A 16,252-nucleotide genomic window follows, 5' to 3' on the forward strand; every position below is an offset into this window, starting at 1 on the left:
GTCAGGCGGTCTGGGTCGGGGGCGAGGATATCGGCGGGAAGGTGGCCATCGACAAGCGGGCGCGGGGCGGTGACGTCTTCTGTAAAGAGGGAGCCGGTGGCAAGACCAGCGGCGGCCGGGGTGACGTCGATGTCTTCATCGTCGTAGATGCGTGGGAGGGCGGCGACGGCCGCAAGGCCCATATTGATGCCGATGGAGGTATCGAGCGCAGAAGCCACCGTGATGTCCATGTGACGCTGACGCAAGTGCTGGGCCACCTCGAGGACGCGGCGCACGCCACCGAGCGGGGCGGGCTTAACCACGGCGACGTCTGCGGCCTGCAGCTCGGCGACGCGATAGGGGTCGGCGACCTTACGAATGGACTCATCGGCGGCCACGCGTACGAAGAGGCCGGCGCGCATGAGGCGGCCGCGCACTTGGGCGAGCTCCTCAGTGGTAGCGCATGGCTGTTCCATATAGTCCAGCGGCATCATCATCTGCGCAGCCTGGACTGCTTCCTCCACGGTCCAGCCGCCATTGGCATCCACGCGCAGGATAGGGATTTCGCCGCGTTGGGTGATGGTGTCGCGGACGGCGCGTACGCGAGCGGCGTCGTCGGCAAGCGTGTGTCCCTTTTCTGCCACCTTGATTTTGAAGGTGCGGCAGCCGGGGTAGCGCTCCACTAGGGCCGGGACCTCGCTGGCGGGCACGGCCGGAATGGTGGCGTTGACCTCGATGGAATCGCGCACCGGCTCCGGAAAGCCCTCGTAGGCGGCCTCGAGCCCCGCGCGCAGCCACGCGGCGGATTCAGCCGGGCAGTACTCCAGGAAGGGTGCGAACTCGCCCCAGCCGGCCGGGCCATCGATGAGGAGGGCCTCCCTCGTGGTGATGCCGCGGAAACGCACGGCAAGCGGGAGGGAGACTACGTGGGCGCGGTCGAGGACGTCATCGATATGCATGGTTTTCATGGTAGCGCTCTCAGACCATTGACCCTTCCCCCACTCTGCGCTATTTTGGGAACCTATACCAATAGAGGAGGAATTATGCTGCTAGCTAAGGCATTGGCGGAACGCGCCCAGGCGCAGGAGCGCCTCAATAGCCTGCACGAGCGGCTGCTCGCCGTGGTTCGCGTGCAGGAGGGCGATACCCCGGAGGAGGATCCGCAGGAACTGCTGCGCGAGCTCGACGGCGTGGCCGGGCGCATCGATGAGCTGGTTCAGGCCATCAATGCGACGAATATCGCCACCGCCTTCGATGAGAAGATGAACTTGATGGAAGCCCTCGCGCTGCGCGACGGCCTCTTGCGCAAGCGCCGCATCTACCACGACCTAGCGCAGCGGGCGGGCACGCGCTCGGATCGTTATTCCCGCACCGAGATCAAGTTTGTCTCCACCATCCCGGTGGCGGATATGCGCAAGCGTGTCGACGATCTATCTAAGCAGTACCGCGAGCTGGATACGCGCATCCAGCAGCTGAACTGGAATACCGAACTGAAAAACGGATAGTCATATCGCGCGCTACTTAAAGCGCGCGATGGTAGCCCACACGCCTGCAGCGAGCAGGCCCCCACCCTGGAGGGGAAAATCCTGGGACACAGGCCCCCTTTAGCGCTTTAAGGGGCGGGGAGTTCGAGTCTCCCCATGGCATGGAGTACCGCGCTGGTATGGCGTACACGGGTATTGTGCGGGGCAACAACCTCGCAGTATCGCGTATTGATTATTACCGGCCTGCTGGGCAGCGTGTGTGGGTGAGGGTTGGGAATGGGGACTATTCTTCTTTTGCCACTAAGCTGGCCTTTATGAGCGAGCAGAAAAAATACAGCACCGATAATCCCTTTCGATCGGAATTGTGGCATTCCGTAGAGGGGTTTGAAGACCTCACGGATATCACCTATCACCGGCTCAACGGTGAGGGCCGCAAGAACGGCATCGTGCGCATCGCCTTCGACCGCCCGGAGGTGCGCAATGCGTTTCGCCCGCATACCGTAGACGAGCTCTACCGCGCCCTTGACCACGCCCGCCGCACACCGGATGTGGGCACGATTTTGCTCACCGGCAATGGCCCGTCCGAAAAGGACGGCGGCTGGGCGTTTTGTTCCGGCGGCGACCAGCGCATTCGCGGCCGCTCCGGGTACCGCTACGCCACCGAGCACGCCCACGATGACGCCACCGCGGATGAATCCACCGTGGACACCGCCCGCGAAAAGGTCGAAGGCGGCCGCTTGCATATCCTCGAGGTCCAGCGCCTTATCCGCACCATGCCCAAGGTGGTTATCGCCGTGGTCAATGGTTGGGCGGCCGGCGGCGGCCACTCGCTGCACGTGGTCTGCGATATGACGGTCGCCTCCCGCCAGGAGGCGCGCTTTAAGCAGACGGACGCGGATGTGGGTTCCTTCGATGCCGGTTATGGTTCGGCCTACCTAGCCAAGATGGTGGGCCAAAAATTCGCCCGCGAGATTTTCTTCTTGGGCCGCACCTACGATGCCCAGCGCATGTATGAAATGGGCGCAGTCAATGAGGTTGCGGACCACGCCGAGCTTGAAGATGCCGCCATCCGCATGGGCCAGGAGATTAATATGAAATCCCCCACCGCCCAGCGCATGCTGAAGTTTGCCTTCAACCTCACCGATGATGGCCTTATGGGCCAGCAAGTCTTCGCCGGCGAGGCCACCCGCTTGGCCTATATGACCGACGAGGCCGTCGAGGGCAAGGAGTCCTTCCTGGAAAAGCGCGAGCCTAATTGGGATAGCTTCCCGTACTACTACTAATGCTTATCGCTTTTTGTATCGGCATTGCCGTCGTTGCCACGGGTGCGCTCGTGGCCGCGCGCATTGTATTGCTGCGCGGCATACGCAAGGCGGAAAAAGACGAATCCCGCCCCTTCGACGATTAAAATCGCCTCCGTGACTATCCTCTCCCCGCTTCCGGTTGATCCGCATAACCCGGCCAGCATCCTCCCCGATCTGGAGGCCGCCATTGCTGGTCAAGGATGCTTTTTGCCGCTCCCGCTTGCCGACGCCACCCGTGCCACCCTCCTGCGCAATACCCAACGCGCCGGCGAGCCCATCGACTCCGACATCGCCCTGGTAATGTCCACCTCTGGCTCCACCGGCACGCCGAAAGGCGCGCAGCTTACCCCAGCAAACCTGGTGGCCAGCGCGGATGCCACCCACCAGGTACTCGGCGGCACCGGCCAGTGGTTGCTCGCTATGCCGGCCCACCACATCGCCGGGATCCAGGTATTGGTGCGCTCGCTGGTAGCGGGCGTCGATCCGCTGTGCATGGATCTCAGCGACGGTTTCGATATCCCTACCTTCGCCCGCGCGGCCGCGGAACTCGACCGCACCGGGGACCGCACCTATACCGCGCTGACCCCGCTGCAGCTGGCCAAAGCCATGGATTCGATTGAGGGCATCGATGCGCTGCGAACCTTCGATGCCATCCTGGTCGGCGGGGCGGCCATCAACCCGCGTCTGCGCGCAGCGGCCGAGGAGCTGGGCATTGCAGTAGTGGCGACGTATGGATCCTCCGAAACCGCCGGTGGCTGCGTCTACGATGGCCGACCGATTCCCGGCGCGCAGGTCCGCGTCCAAGACGGCCGCATCCTCTTGGGCGGGCCCACCATCGCCCACGGCTACCGCAATGCGCCCGAACACGAAGCATTCTGCCAGCCGGGCTGGTTCGCTACTTCCGACGGCGGCTTTATCGACGCCGGCACCCTCACCGTCACCGGCCGGCTGGATAATGTCATCGATTCCGGTGGCCTCAAGCTGCACCCCGAGGCGCTAGAAACCGAAATCCTCAAAGTCGAGGGGGTCGACTATGCCTGCGTTGTCGGCGTGCCACACCCGCGGCTCGGCCAGGCCATCGTGGCGGCCTACACCGGCGGGGCCGAAATCGGCGATATCCTCGAAGCCCTCGAGGATGCCCAGCTTCCCCGCTGGCAAATCCCCAAAGACATCAAGCGTCTTGCGCAGTTCCCCACCACCGGCCCCGGCAAGATTGACCGCCGCGCCGTAGCCCGTATCTTCGGGGCTTAGCCGCCTTCCATATCGCGCACGGCAATATCGCGCGCCGCGGATTCGCCGAGGGAGAAACTGCCCCCTCCGTCCACGCTGACTTCCAGCAGGCCAGCCACTGGCGGGGCGACAACAGTCAGGCTCACACCCGGACGAACCCCGTGTTTATCCAGGTAGCGCAGGAATTCGCCATCGGCGTCATTGACCTGTTCCATGGTGACGGGGGAGTTGGGTGGGACGTCGGCAAGCGTAATGCGCGAGAGCGGCTCGGCCGTGCCATCGGCCGCCGGAATGGGATCGCCGTGGGGATCGCGCGCGGGGGCACCGAGGAAAGCATCGATGCGCTCGACAAACCTATCGGAGGTCGCATGCTCTAGTATTTCGGCTTCCTCGTGCACCTCATCCCAGGTATAGCCCAAGGTGCGCACCAAAAAAGTCTCAAGCAGGCGGTGGCGGCGCACCATGGCCACGGCCAATTCGCGCCCTTCCTGGACCAGCCGGACGCCAAAGTAGCGCTCGTGTTCCACGAGGTCCTTGGCGGCGAGCCGCTTGACGGCCTCGGAGGTGGTGGGCAGCTTTTGGCCGGCGGCTTTAGCCAAATCCCCGAGCGGCATGGCGGTATCGCGCCCCGCCTTTTCCTCGTGGTTCCACAAAATCTTGAGGTAGTCCTGGGTGCGTTCGGGCAGCTCGCTTATGTGCATTCACCCCATCGTAGTTCATCCTATTGCTTCCGTAAGTTTCAATATGTATGTTTTACAGAGTTCATGCCATTGAACTTTGGTATTCATTTCTAATTTAAGGACTTTTCGTTGCAGAAAACCACCGCGCTTCCCCTCGCCATACTGCTCGCCGCTACTACGCTAACGGCCTGCTCAAGCGGCGAAAATAACCACGCAGATAACCTAAAAATCTTCGCCACCACCGGCTACTTGGCCGATGCCGCAGCCAATCTCGCCCCCGAAGCCGATATCACCACCATGGTCGGCCCCGGTGGCGACCCACACACCTACCAGCCCACCACGCACGATATTGAAGCTATGAAAGACGCCGACCTCGTGCTCTGGAATGGCCTCCACCTCGAGGCACAGATGGTGGACCAGCTCGAGTCCCTAGGCGATAAGCAGCTCGCAGTCGGCGACCAACTCAATGAACAAGACCTCCTGCCCTGGCCGGATCAAGGAAAGGGCGGCGAGCAGCTCTATGATCCGCATATCTGGAATAGCCCCAAGCTGTGGAGCCAGGCCGTTGAGAGCATCGGCGACAAGCTCGGCGATATCGACTCCGAGCACGCCGCGGACTACTCCACTGCCGCCGATAACTACGAAAGCCAGATCGCCGCTGCACAGGACAAGGCTCAGAAGGAACTCGCTGCTGCGAACCCCCGCGTGCTCATCACCGGTCACGATGCTTTCAATTACTTTGGCAAAACCTTCGACTTCGATATCCACGCCACCGATTTCGTGACCACCGAGGCCACAAAATCCGCCACCGAGATCTCCGAACTGGCCGATACCATCGCTAAGAAGAAGGTCCCCGTCATCTTCAAGGACAATCAAGCCAACCCGCAGGCGGTCACCTCGCTGCAGCAGGCCGTGGAATCTCGCGGTTGGAAGGTCACCGTCTCGGATGAGGAGCTCTTCGCCGATACCCTTGGGCCTACAGCGCCCACCAATACCTATCTCGGGGCCTTCGAGCACAACGCGCACACCGTGGCAGAGGCTTTAAGCTAATGCTGCGCGCTACACATTTGACCGTGGGCTATCCGCGCACGCCCTTGCTTGCCGACGCCACCTTTGCCCTCACCCCCGCCACCATCACCGGCCTCGTGGGCGCCAACGGCTCCGGCAAATCCACCCTTGTGCGCACCCTGGTGGGCTTGCTTCCGCCGCTCGCCTGCGAATCGCTTATGTTCGATGGCACTGACCTTGCTCATTTCCGCCACCGGCTCGGCTATATGCCGCAGCATGCGGATATCGATTGGGATTTTCCGGCCACAGCCTTCGATGTCGCCCTTATGGGCCGCACCGCCGGCCTGCGCTGGTGGCAGTGGCCAAGCCGCGCCGATAAGCGTGCCGCCCGCGACGCGCTCGCCCGCACCGGAATGCAAGAGCACTCGCACCTGCCCATTTCGGCCCTGTCCGGCGGCCAGCGCCAGCGCGTCTTGCTCGCTCGCACGCTCGTAAGCGATCCCGAGCTCATAATTTTGGATGAGCCCTTCGCTGGGGTCGATGCCGCAAGCCAGCGCGCCATCATGGACGTGCTCCGGCAACTGCGTGCCGATGGCGCCACCATCCTGCTGGTCCACCACAACCTCGCGGAGGTCGCCGATTTCTGTGATGAGGTCTTGATGGTGGGCCAAGGCCGCCTCATCGCCGCCGGCCCCACCGGCCAGGTGCTCACCGAATCCGCCATCGCCGACATGTTTTGCCTGCCCTCATGAACCCACTAGAGCTCTTTCAGGATTTCACCTATACCCAGGCGCTGTGGGGCACCGTACTCATCGGAGCCTGTGCCGGAGCGCTCGGCCCGCTAGTCTATGTGCGCCGCACCAGCCTGCTGGCTGATGCCATCTCGCATTCCTCCCTGCCTGGCCTGCTGGCCGCCTTCCTCGCGGCCACGGCCCTAGGGTGGGACGGCCGCAATATCTGGCTGCTTTCGGCCGGTGCCATCCTCACCGGCACACTGGCCGTCGGCTGTATTCACCTGATTCCACGGCTGGCCCCGCTCGGCCCGACCACCGCGATGGCCGCTACGCTTACCACATTCTTCTCCATCGGCATGCTGCTCATGCAGTATATTTCCCGCCAGCCCTTGCCCGGCAAGGCCGGCATCCAGGATTACCTGCTGGGAAACGCGTCCACGCTCACGCGTGCCGATGTGAGTTCTGCGCTCGTCATTGGCGGCGGCGTCTTGCTATTTCTTTCTTCGGTACACACTCGGCAAGCCGTCGTCGCCTTTGACGCCCCCTTTGCCCGCGTAGCCGGCACCCGCACCACGGCCTTAAATGCCCTCAGCTTCCTTGCCCTTACCGCCATCACGGTTATAGGCGTCAAGGTAGTTGGCGTGGTCCTCATGGTGGCCGTAGTCATCAGCCCGGCCGCGGCGGCCCGTCCCTGGGTTCACCGCCTGCTTCCTTTCATTGCACTAGCTGGCTTCTTGGGCGCGCTCACCGCCGCCGTGGGTTGCTACCTTTCCATCGCCTTCGGTCCGCTGCCTACCGGCCCCATCATCGTGCTGGTCCAAGCCGCCGCCGTAACCCTTAGCCTTGTCACCAGAAAGCTCCGACCATGACCCTTGCCGCTACCGCCTGCCTGCTTGCCGTTCTTACCGCCGTCGCGTGCGCACTGCCCGGCACCTTCGTGGTTGTGCAGGGCCAGGCCATGCTTATCGACGGCATCGGCCACGCCGTCCTCCCCGGCATCGCCGTAGGCTACCTTTTGACCTCCGATATCAACTCCCCGCTGCTACTTATTACCGCCGCGGCCGGTGCCTTGGTAGTTGCCCTTGGTACGCGGTGGCTGCAGCGCAGCGCGCTGGTTACTGCCGACGCCGCCCTGGGCCTCATCTTCCCCGCCCTCTTTGCCGCCGGCGTCATCCTCATCTCCACCCGAATGAGCCACGTGCATATCGATGTCCACGCCGTCTTGGTTGGCGATGTTAACCTTGCCGCCTTTTCCAATCCCCACTACTGCTATGTCATGGCCGCCGTGCTCGCCGCGAATGCGATCTTTTTCGCCCTTTCCCTGCCGCGTCTTGCTGCTATATCTTTTGACGCCGCGTTCTGCACTGTGCGCGGGGTCCACTCCCGCGCCGTGCAGACAATGTTCATGGCGGTCGTCGCCTGCACCGCTACCGCAGCCTTTCACGCCGCCGGCGCCATGCTGGTAATCGCCTTGATGGTCTTTCCCACCATGACCGCGCGACTTTTGACCCGCCGCGTGCCCGCCCTAGTGCTGGCAGCCTGCGGCATCGCCGCACTCAGCGCTGTGGCAGGATTCTGGCTCGCGTACTACCTGAATGCAGCCACATCCGCTGCCATGACGGTCACCAATGCCGCACTCTTCTTCGCGGCACTGGCCACCTATCGGATGCGCCGTCGCGCCTACCTTGGCTGATTGCCGCCCGCGCGTGCCCCAGTGGCACAATGGTGGCTATGTCTGCCTCCAAATCTGCCCCGCATTCCAAGGACCATTCCGCCGGCCATTTCTCCGCCACTGCCCAGGATTGGCTCGAGGGCGCACGCCCGCACACCTGGGCTAATGCGTTCGCGCCCGTCGTGGCTGGCACCGGCGCAGCCTTTGGCATCGGCGGCGGCCACCTAGGCCGCGCGCTCCTCGCCCTCATCGTGGCGTGGGCGCTTATCATCGGCGTGAACTACGCCAATGACTATTCCGATGGCATCCGCGGCACCGACGATGACCGCACCGGTCCGCAGCGCCTGACCGGTGGCGGCCTCGCCCGCCCGCAGCAGGTGAAGCTCGCGGCCTTCGCCGCCTTCGCCGTGGCCGGACTCGCCGGAATCGCATTGTCCTTTGCGGCGCATGCCTGGTGGCTCATCCTCGTCGGCGCGCTGTGCATCGCCGGAGCATGGTTTTATACCGGCGGCAAGAATCCATATGGCTATCGCGGGCTCGGCGAGGTTGCTGTCTTTATCTTCTTCGGGCTCGTCGCCGTGCTCGGCACCGAATTCACCCAAGCTGGCCGCCTGTCGTGGTCGGGCCTCGCGCTGGCCGTGGGCATCGGCGCGATGAGCTCCGGGGTGAACCTAGTCAATAATATCCGCGATATTCCCTCCGACGCCGAAACCGGCAAGATTACGCTCGCTGTACGCCTCGGCAACGAGAAGGCGCGCCTGCTCTTTACGGTGCTACTCCTACTGCCATTCCTGCTGACCATTGGCATTGCCTTCAGCAGCTGGCTCGCACTCGCCGGCTTGGTCTACTTTCCCTTCGCGCTGCGCGCCATTCGCACCGTCAATCGCGGCGCTCAAGGACCAAAGCTTATCCCCGTGCTCGGCCTGACCGGCCGCGCGATGCTCCTGTGGGCGATTATCGAGGCCGCCGCACTCATCCTCGTCTAGTCCTGCGCGGCGCGGCCTTCGAGCTCCGCCTGGACCCAGCGTTTGTGGGCCTTGCGCTGGGCGGAGTACTCGGCCAGCGTTTGGGTGGCCTCGATGCGCCACTTTTTAAAGATGAGCATCGAAAGCGGCAGCGCCACGAAGAGCGCCAGCAGCGCTGCGATAAGCACTGGGATGGGAAAGCCGATGGCGAAGGACAAAAGCTCAATCACCACCGTCAAAGCGATAAAAAGCACTACGCGGGCAAGCCCATACTTCCACAGCGCCGCGCGGGAACGGCGGCGCAGTTCTGGGTCCGGCTTAGGTGGCTCAAGATTATGCGTCATGGGGGTTGATTGTACGCGGTGCAGGTAGAATTCCACGCATGGGCCGAATCATTCTCCTTTTACTCTTTGTCCTCGCCGCCTACTTGGTGTGGAAGGCCTTCGGGCCCTCCACATGGAAAAAGCGCGAGGTGGAACAACCCCGCGCCATCAAGGGACCCGACGATGATGAAGAATTCCTCTGGAACTTGGAAAAGGAGCGCTTCAAACAACGCCGCGCACAGGAGGCAGAGGAAGAAAAACGCCGCCAGCGCCGCAATCGCGGCACCGACGGCGAGAAGGATTAGGATTCCTTCGGCACGAAGCGCATCTCCAAGCCGAGGGCCTCGGCCACGGCGGTAATCTTTTCCCACCGCACGCCCGCGCCCCCGTGCTCGATGGTGTGGAGGGTGGAGCGGGAGATACCGGCGGCGTCGGCAAGCTGCTGCTGCAAAATGCCCAACTCGCGGCGGCGCTCGGCAAATTGCGCGCCCAGGCCTAAAATCACCGCATTATCACCAGCCGGCTTGCCCGGCTTATGGCGCGGGCTCGTATGCTCCGCCATTTAATTCAGCCCCGCATAGGAGTGCAGGCCGGAGACAACCATGTTGATAAAGAAGAGGTTGAAGACCATCAGCGCCATCGCCATGACATTGATCCACGGCGCAGCCTTGCGGAACGCCGGCGTTGCACGCGCGTGCAGGTAAGCGGCATAAAGGATCCAGGTAGCGAAGGAGACGGTTTCCTTCGGGTCCCAGCCCCAGAAGCGGCCCCAAGCGGACTCGGCCCAGATGGCACCCAGGATAATGCCCAAGCCCAAGGTTGGCAGGGTGATTACGGCCAGACGGTAGGCCAGCTGGTCAATCTTCGCGGCAGAAGGCAATGGGCGGGCTACAGCACCGAAAAAGCCATGCTCGGCATGCTTCGGCTGTGCCATACGGAATAGGGTCAGCAGCGAGACAATGCCGGAAATAATACCAATGGACGCGCCCAAGGACACCACGGTGACGTGGATGGGCAGCCAGTGCGACTGCAGCGCCGGCACCACTGGGGCAGACTCGGCATAGAGCTTGGTGGAGCCATAAAACATCAGCGCCAATACCGGGGTGAGCAGCCATGGCCACACGGTGCGCCACTCCTTACGCTGCATGGCAATATTGCCCACCAGCAGCACACCGAAGCTCACCATCAGCACGTACTCGTATAGGTTGCCAAAGGGGAAACGGCCGGTAGCCAGGCCACGCAGCACAATCGCCGCGGCGTGGAGCGCAATGCCTACCCACATCAGCGAGCTGGTCATACCGCCGAGCTTATCGGCCTTGCGCTCCTTCTCCTTCAGCTCACCTTCCGTGATACCGGAAGAGGACTGGGCCACCTCGCCCGCATAGCTCTGCTTATCGACGCCCCCAGCGCCCGCCCCCACCAAGACCTTCGCGGCCTGGGACTTCACGGCACGGCGGCCCTCGATAATTCCCTGCATGCGGCCGTAGTAGAACAGCGACATAAAGAGCGCGACGCAGTACACCACAAAGGCGGTCTGCACCGCGATATCCGAAAAATTAGACAGATTCTGATCGATCTGCATGAACGCTCCTAGCCAATACACGTGCGGGATAGTGCTGATTACCTTACTCAGCGAAACGGCCTAGTCCAACTTTTGTTGGACTAGGCTGACGTACTAATCATCGGTATAAAGCTCGTCTTCTTCGACCTCATCTGGGTCCGGCAGCTCCAGCAGCGCGCGGTGCAACTCGTGGAATTCCTCGGACCAACCGGCGCGGTCGGTGCGGGCGAGACCGCCCATTTCCACATCGGTGCCGCCGGCCGCGTTCGGCCGCAGGCGGATATAGACGCGGCGGCGCTTAATCACCAGCGAACCCACCAAGGAAATGAGCATTACCAGCGCGGAGACCAGCACCCACTTCTGGAAGGGGTCATAAGAGACCTGGTAATTGGCAAACTCGCTGGCGCCGTTGAAAGTGATCTTGGTGCCATCGTCCAGAGTGACATCCTCACCCTGGTTGAGGTTCACGCGGTCAATCTTTCGCAGCTGGCCGGAGTGCACCAGGTTCGGATCCAACGAGAAGAAAGACTGCGGGGTGCCGGTATCCAAGCCGGCATCACCACGGTAGATATCGATGGCCATGGCCGGATCCTGCAAACCTGGGTAGGAGGACTGCAGCAGCTTGCCGTTCTCACCGGCCCACTCGGCCGTAGGCGCGAACAGACCCTGAATGGCGATCTGATTCTGACGACGCTCATAGAGGTCCGGGTACATGCCGGCCGGCGGGTCAAAGCGCATCGCGCCGGAGGACAAGAAGAAGGTCGTATCATTCGGCTGGAACTGAATAGTCTGGGTGCGCTTTTCCCCATTGGGCCATTCCACGGTGACCGTCGGCGCGTAGCCATGGCCCTGCAAATAAACGCGGTTATGCGCCAGGCGCAGCGGATGGTTGACCTTGAGCTCATAATCCTTCCACTCGGAGTCATCCTTGTAGATGTCATCGCCCTCCGCGTAGGAGACGTTGGAGGTAAACATCTCGGCCTGGCCGTTCGGCAGGTACTCGGCCGCGAAGTCATGGGCGACGAGGCAGAAAGGGTGGAGCCCGGTGCCGTCGAAAAGCGGGCCGGCGCGGAAGGAGTCAAAGTTAGACGTAGAGGTATTGCAGAACTCCGTAGACTGATCCAGGGTCTGGTCGCCGCCCTGCGAGCCAGACTCAGTGACCACGATGACCTGGCCTTCGTAGTTGACCAGCTTGCCGGCGGCAACCGTGACCAAGATGGCTACCAGCGCCACGTGGAAAATGAGGTTGGCTAGCTCGCGGCCGTAGCCGCGCTCCGCGGAAAAGGTATGCACGCCGGCACGGTCCTTCTCCGGGGAATACTCGGCCACGCGCCACCTCTTCAGGCGCTTCTTAATTTCCGCGGATAGTTCCTCCTCGCTCTTTTCCGAGTGCCCCTCGGCCGCCAGCGGCAGCTTGTGGAGGTACTTCGGGGCGCGCGTCGGCGGGGTCTTCCACGCCTTATAGTGATCCCAGGAGCGCGGCAGGATGCAGCCAACCAGGGAAATAGCGAGAAGGACGAAGATGGCTTGGAACCAGACGGAAGAAAAGACGTCGAAAAGCTGCAGCTTGTCGTAGATCTTCGCCACGTTGCCATTGGACTCAATAAAGTCCTGCACGTTCTGCTCGTTGAGATCGCGCTGCGGCAGCAAAGAACCGGGAATCGCGGCCAGCGCCAGCAAGAAAAGCAGCGCTAGCGCGGTGCGCATACTGGTCAGCCAATGCCAGGCTTTGCGGAAATATTTCACGTCTCTCCTAAATAAGGGTTGCGCCGTAGTTGCCGGTCCACTGGCGGATGAGGCTAATAAATTCGCCCCATAGGCCGGTTACCAGGGCCAGGCCGACGAGGATCATGGCCACGCCGCCGATTATTTGGATGGTATGCGAGTGTTTGCGGGCCCACGAAATCGTGCGCATCGCCCGCGCGGAGCCCAGCGCCACCAGAAGGAACGGTAGGCCCAGGCCCAGGCAATAAAAGATGATGAGCAGCACGCCACGCGCGGCCGTCATGCCCTCGGTGCCGGCCGATACGGAAATGATGGCGGCCAGCGTTGGGCCCAAGCACGGCGTCCAGCCCAGCGCGAATATCCCGCCCAGCAGCGGCGCGCCCAGCCAGGTGGTCCAGCGCTTCGGTGCCATGCGGGTGTCTTTCTGCAGCGCTGGAATCGCGCCTAGGAAGACCACACCCATCAGGATGGTCACGCCGCCGCCGACCCGCATGAGCATTTCTTCGTTGAGCTTTAGCGCGGAAATCGCGCCGAATACCGAGACCGTCGCTAGGAGGAATACCACGGTGAAGCCGAGGATGAACAAGGCCGCGGCCAGCACAACAGCCCATTGCCTGCGCTTGCCGACGCCCACCCCCAGCTCCCCATCGAAGGTAACCTCACCGCCCACCACGCCGGCCAGGTAGGAAATATAGCCGGGAACCAGCGGGATCACACACGGACTGGCGAAGCTCACCAGCCCCGCCACGGCGGCCGCGAGGAGACCCAAAATAAGTGGGCCGGAGGTCACGGCCTCGGCAAAGGAGTTGCCGAAGCTCGCTGCGTTGTCCATTTATTCCTTTTCTAGCTTGTCTACTACATCCATCACGTCTTTAGCGGTGATGGACCGCAAAAAGACCGTAGCCGGGCGGTGCTGTTTATCCAAGACGATGGTGGTGGGCACCACGGAAGTCGGCACGCCGCCTAGGGCCGCAGCCGTCTTAAACGGCGGATCATAGATGGAGGGATACTTCAGCCCATTGTCTTCGAGGAAGTCATTAGACACCTGCGGATTATAGTCGCGCACATTAATGCCCAGGACGGTGCCAATCTTGCGCTTTTGCAGCTCGGAGTGGACCTCTTGGAGGTCATCGGCCTCGGAACGGCAGGGCGCGCACCACTGGCCCCAGGAGTTAAGCACGACGATTTCGCCGTCATAGTCTTCCAAGGAGATGGTCTTATCCGTATCGCGCACATCCTCGCCGGAGAACGTGCGCAGCGGCTTGCGCTCGGATTCCTCGTAATTGATGACCTTCTCGCCGCCGGGGGTGATGAATTCGAAGTTACCGCCGGTAGCAACCGCATTTTGGGCGTTATCGGAATCCTGCGCGCACCCAGCAAGGGTCACGGCTGCTGCCGCCAGCACCGCGCCAACTGCGCGTTTGCGTCGTAGTGCCATTAAATCTCCTGCGCCGGCGAAGAGTAGAAAATATCGGTGACCTGGTTGTCTTCAAAAAGCAGGGAGGTTACCGAGGCCAAGTCGCATTCGCGGTTCCACGGCGCGTGCGGCAAGCGCTGGCCGAGCACGGTGCGCTGCACCATCACGATGGGCAGCTGGTGGCTGACCAAAATCGCCTCGTGGCCGGCGGCGGCGGTACGGGCGCGCTCGATGGAGCCCAGCATGCGCTCGGCAATCTGCTCATAAGGCTCGCCCCACGATGGCTCCAGCGGATTGACCAGCAGCGGCCAACGGCGCGGATTCCACAGTGCGGAGCGCAGACCCTTGGTGCGCAGGCCCTCGAAGCGATTGCCGGATTCAATGAGCGTCTTATCGACTTCCACGTCCAGTCCCGTTACCTCCGCAATCGGCCGCGCTGTCTCTTGGGCGCGCTGCAGTGGCGAGGCTGCCAGGTAGGTCACATCATGGTCGCGAAAGGACTCCGCGGTTCGCGCCGCCATGGAATGCCCGCGCGAGGATAGGTGATAGCCCGGGATGCGCCCGTAGAGGATCTTCTCTGGGTTGTGGACCTCGCCGTGGCGTACGAGGTGAACGATGGTGCGTGTCATGTCTCTCCTTAGTTTGCGGGACGCGCAGCGGCCGCAGCTTGGGCGGCGGGCTTGAGGGCCGCCTCGATGAGTTCAAAGTCGGCGTCGTCAAGTGCATCCGAGACAAACCAGGTCTCGAATGGGCTCGGCGCGACATAGATGCCGTTATCCAACAGGGCGTGGAAGAACGGGGTGAAGCGGAAGGTCTCGGCCGCCTGCATATCGGCGAAGTTGCGACCCTCGCCCTCGGCAAAACGGATGGAGAACATCGAGGAGGCGCGCTGAATGTGGTGCGCTACGCCCTCGGCCGACAGCGCCTCAGAAATCATGCCGGTCAGGCGGTCCGCATTGGCCTGCAGGCGCTCATAGAGCGCTTCATCGGCCAGCTCCAAAGACTTCAGGCCCGAAGCCATCGCCACCGGGTTACCGGAAAGCGTGCCCGCCTGGTAGACCGGTCCTTCCGGCGCGAGGTAGTCCATGACCTCGGCGCGGCCGCCGAAGGCAGCGGCCGGCAAGCCGCCGGAGACGACCTTGCCAAAGGTCACCAGGTCCGCCGCCACGCCGTCGACGCCGTACCAACCCTTATAGGAGGTGCGGAAACCGGTCATGACCTCATCGAGGATGAGGAGGGCGCCGTCTTCATGGGCGACGTCGGCAAGCGCGGCGCTGAAGCCCTCATCTGGTGCCACGGTGCCCATATTGCCGGCCGAGGCCTCTGCGATAATGCAAGCAATCTCGCCCGGGTGCTGCGCGAAGGCCTCGCGCACGGCCTCGATATCGTTATAAGGAACGACGATGGTATCGGCCGCCGTCGCGCCCGTCACGCCCGGGGAATCCGGCAGCGCAAAGGTCGCTACACCGGAACCGGCCGAGGCCAGCAGGGCATCCACGTGGCCGTGGTAGCAGCCTTCAAACTTCAATACCTTGGCGCGGCCGGTATAGCCGCGGGCCAGGCGCACCGCGGACATGGTGGCCTCGGTGCCGGAATTGACCATGCGCACCTTATCGGCCGCGGTGCGCGAAACGATGGCCTCCGCGAGCAAAGCTTCGCCTTCTGTAGGCGAGCCGAAGCTCAAACCGCCCGCAGCCGCCTTCTGCACGGCCTCCACAATCTCCGGGTGCGCGTTGCCGTGAATCATCGGACCATAGGAACTGACCAGGTCAACATACTCATTGCCATCGGCATCCCACAGGCGCGAACCCGCGCCGCGCTCAATGACGCGGGCCTGGCCACCCACGGAGCCGAACGCGCGCACCGGCGAGTTCACCCCGCCCGGAATCACCTTGGAGGAACGCTCAAACCACTGTTGCGACTGGGAAGTATTAGGCATGTCTGACATTCTAGCGATTCGCGCGCTATACAAAAGTTGGACTGCGCGATTCACAGTCAGCCGCTAAACTTCGGGGCGTTGCACTTTTCAATTCGGGGGGATTTTCAATGCAGCGCACTGTCATTTTCGCCATCCTGGCCGCTTTCTGCCTCGCCGGTTGTGCCCGGCCCGCGCCCGAACGGCCGCTGCCTACCTCGGTAGGTGCCGCCCCGCTTGCCGACGCCCCCCTCC

Annotated in this window: 20 protein-coding genes; 10 read left to right on the forward strand and 10 right to left on the reverse strand. The window is 62.6% G+C overall.

Translation table 11 applies throughout. The features are described from left to right. On the reverse strand, window positions 1-947 hold a 947-nt coding region (locus tag WMP97_RS11480; protein WP_340440534.1), incomplete at its 3' end, for an o-succinylbenzoate synthase. Between the two features lie 75 nt (window positions 948-1,022). Here WMP97_RS11480 and WMP97_RS11485 point away from each other — a divergent pair. The 4 genes from WMP97_RS11485 (at window position 1,023) to menE (ending at window position 4,018) form a co-directional block, all read left to right on the forward strand. Next, a complete protein-coding gene (locus WMP97_RS11485) occupies window positions 1,023-1,484 on the forward strand; it encodes a DIP1984 family protein (protein ID WP_340440535.1) in 462 nt (153 codons plus the stop codon). A gap of 293 nt (window positions 1,485-1,777) precedes the next feature. Then, entirely contained in the window at window positions 1,778-2,746 is a 969-nt protein-coding gene (locus WMP97_RS11490; protein ID WP_340440536.1) for a 1,4-dihydroxy-2-naphthoyl-CoA synthase, read from the forward strand. After that, a complete protein-coding gene (locus tag WMP97_RS11495) occupies window positions 2,746-2,871 on the forward strand; it encodes a hypothetical protein (RefSeq protein WP_316328806.1) in 126 nt (41 codons plus the stop codon). The genes WMP97_RS11490 and WMP97_RS11495 overlap by 1 nt, the downstream gene beginning before the upstream one ends. 10 nt (window positions 2,872-2,881) lie before the next feature. Further along, entirely contained in the window at window positions 2,882-4,018 is a 1,137-nt protein-coding gene (gene menE, locus WMP97_RS11500) for an o-succinylbenzoate--CoA ligase (protein ID WP_340440537.1), read from the forward strand. Here the strand turns inward: menE and WMP97_RS11505 are convergent. Then, window positions 4,015-4,698, reverse strand: coding sequence for a metal-dependent transcriptional regulator (locus WMP97_RS11505; RefSeq protein ID WP_340440538.1), 684 nt, complete (start codon window positions 4,696-4,698; stop codon window positions 4,015-4,017). The two genes, menE and WMP97_RS11505, sit on opposite strands and share 4 nt — an antisense overlap. 108 nt (window positions 4,699-4,806) lie before the next feature. Here WMP97_RS11505 and WMP97_RS11510 point away from each other — a divergent pair, with 108 nt between their 5' ends. The 5 genes from WMP97_RS11510 to WMP97_RS11530 are packed head-to-tail and all read left to right on the forward strand — an operon-like array spanning window position 4,807 to window position 9,077. Then, window positions 4,807-5,727: a metal ABC transporter substrate-binding protein gene (locus tag WMP97_RS11510; RefSeq protein ID WP_340440539.1), complete on the forward strand. Its 921-nt coding sequence runs from the start codon at window positions 4,807-4,809 to the stop codon at window positions 5,725-5,727. Beyond that, window positions 5,727-6,437, forward strand: coding sequence for a metal ABC transporter ATP-binding protein (locus WMP97_RS11515; RefSeq protein WP_316328680.1), 711 nt, complete (start codon window positions 5,727-5,729; stop codon window positions 6,435-6,437). The genes WMP97_RS11510 and WMP97_RS11515 overlap by 1 nt, the downstream gene beginning before the upstream one ends. Continuing rightward, complete coding sequence (locus tag WMP97_RS11520) at window positions 6,434-7,288, forward strand: metal ABC transporter permease (protein ID WP_340440540.1); 855 nt, start codon at window positions 6,434-6,436, stop codon at window positions 7,286-7,288. Before WMP97_RS11515 ends, WMP97_RS11520 begins: the two co-directional genes overlap by 4 nt. Next, window positions 7,285-8,112 carry a metal ABC transporter permease gene (locus WMP97_RS11525; RefSeq protein WP_340440541.1) on the forward strand — a complete coding sequence of 276 codons (828 nt, stop codon included), beginning with the start codon at window positions 7,285-7,287 and terminating at the stop codon, window positions 8,110-8,112. Before WMP97_RS11520 ends, WMP97_RS11525 begins: the two co-directional genes overlap by 4 nt. A 38-nt stretch (window positions 8,113-8,150) precedes the next feature. Beyond that, window positions 8,151-9,077: a 1,4-dihydroxy-2-naphthoate polyprenyltransferase gene (locus WMP97_RS11530; RefSeq protein ID WP_340440542.1), complete on the forward strand. Its 927-nt coding sequence runs from the start codon at window positions 8,151-8,153 to the stop codon at window positions 9,075-9,077. On the opposite strand, the gene WMP97_RS11535 is transcribed toward WMP97_RS11530, so the two are convergent. Continuing rightward, window positions 9,074-9,400: a DUF4229 domain-containing protein gene (locus tag WMP97_RS11535; protein WP_340440543.1), complete on the reverse strand. Its 327-nt coding sequence runs from the start codon at window positions 9,398-9,400 to the stop codon at window positions 9,074-9,076. The two genes, WMP97_RS11530 and WMP97_RS11535, sit on opposite strands and share 4 nt — an antisense overlap. 38 nt (window positions 9,401-9,438) lie before the next feature. On the opposite strand from WMP97_RS11535, the gene WMP97_RS11540 reads away from it, so the two are divergent. After that, window positions 9,439-9,684 carry a hypothetical protein gene (locus tag WMP97_RS11540; protein WP_200288304.1) on the forward strand — a complete coding sequence of 82 codons (246 nt, stop codon included), beginning with the start codon at window positions 9,439-9,441 and terminating at the stop codon, window positions 9,682-9,684. Here the strand turns inward: WMP97_RS11540 and WMP97_RS11545 are convergent. The 7 genes from WMP97_RS11545 to hemL all read right to left on the reverse strand — a co-directional run bounded on the left by WMP97_RS11545 (window position 9,681) and on the right by hemL (window position 16,021). After that, entirely contained in the window at window positions 9,681-9,941 is a 261-nt protein-coding gene (locus tag WMP97_RS11545; RefSeq protein ID WP_200288305.1) for a helix-turn-helix domain-containing protein, read from the reverse strand. The two genes, WMP97_RS11540 and WMP97_RS11545, sit on opposite strands and share 4 nt — an antisense overlap. Beyond that, entirely contained in the window at window positions 9,942-10,961 is a 1,020-nt protein-coding gene (ccsB, locus tag WMP97_RS11550) for a c-type cytochrome biogenesis protein CcsB (protein ID WP_023020495.1), read from the reverse strand. Between the two features lie 93 nt (window positions 10,962-11,054). Then, window positions 11,055-12,686 carry a cytochrome c biogenesis protein ResB gene (locus WMP97_RS11555; RefSeq protein WP_301732255.1) on the reverse strand — a complete coding sequence of 544 codons (1,632 nt, stop codon included), beginning with the start codon at window positions 12,684-12,686 and terminating at the stop codon, window positions 11,055-11,057. A 7-nt stretch (window positions 12,687-12,693) separates the two neighbouring features. Next, window positions 12,694-13,497 (reverse strand): cytochrome c biogenesis CcdA family protein, encoded by an 804-nt coding sequence (locus WMP97_RS11560; RefSeq protein ID WP_308767065.1) that lies wholly within the window; start codon window positions 13,495-13,497, stop codon window positions 12,694-12,696. Continuing rightward, the gene (locus WMP97_RS11565) at window positions 13,498-14,103 is read right to left on the reverse strand and encodes a TlpA disulfide reductase family protein (RefSeq protein ID WP_023020492.1); all 606 of its coding nucleotides are present in this window, start codon (window positions 14,101-14,103) and stop codon (window positions 13,498-13,500) included. After that, a complete protein-coding gene (locus WMP97_RS11570; protein WP_023020491.1) occupies window positions 14,103-14,711 on the reverse strand; it encodes a histidine phosphatase family protein in 609 nt (202 codons plus the stop codon). The genes WMP97_RS11565 and WMP97_RS11570 overlap by 1 nt, the downstream gene beginning before the upstream one ends. An 8-nt stretch (window positions 14,712-14,719) precedes the next feature. Then, on the reverse strand, window positions 14,720-16,021 hold the full coding sequence (gene hemL / locus WMP97_RS11575; RefSeq protein ID WP_340440544.1) for a glutamate-1-semialdehyde 2,1-aminomutase: 1,302 nt from the start codon (window positions 16,019-16,021) through the stop codon (window positions 14,720-14,722). Window positions 16,022-16,252: the final 231 nt, after the last annotated feature.

It is taken from the genome of Corynebacterium sp. KPL4072 (assembly GCF_037908395.1).
Taxonomy (GTDB): domain Bacteria; phylum Actinomycetota; class Actinomycetes; order Mycobacteriales; family Mycobacteriaceae; genus Corynebacterium; species Corynebacterium kefirresidentii.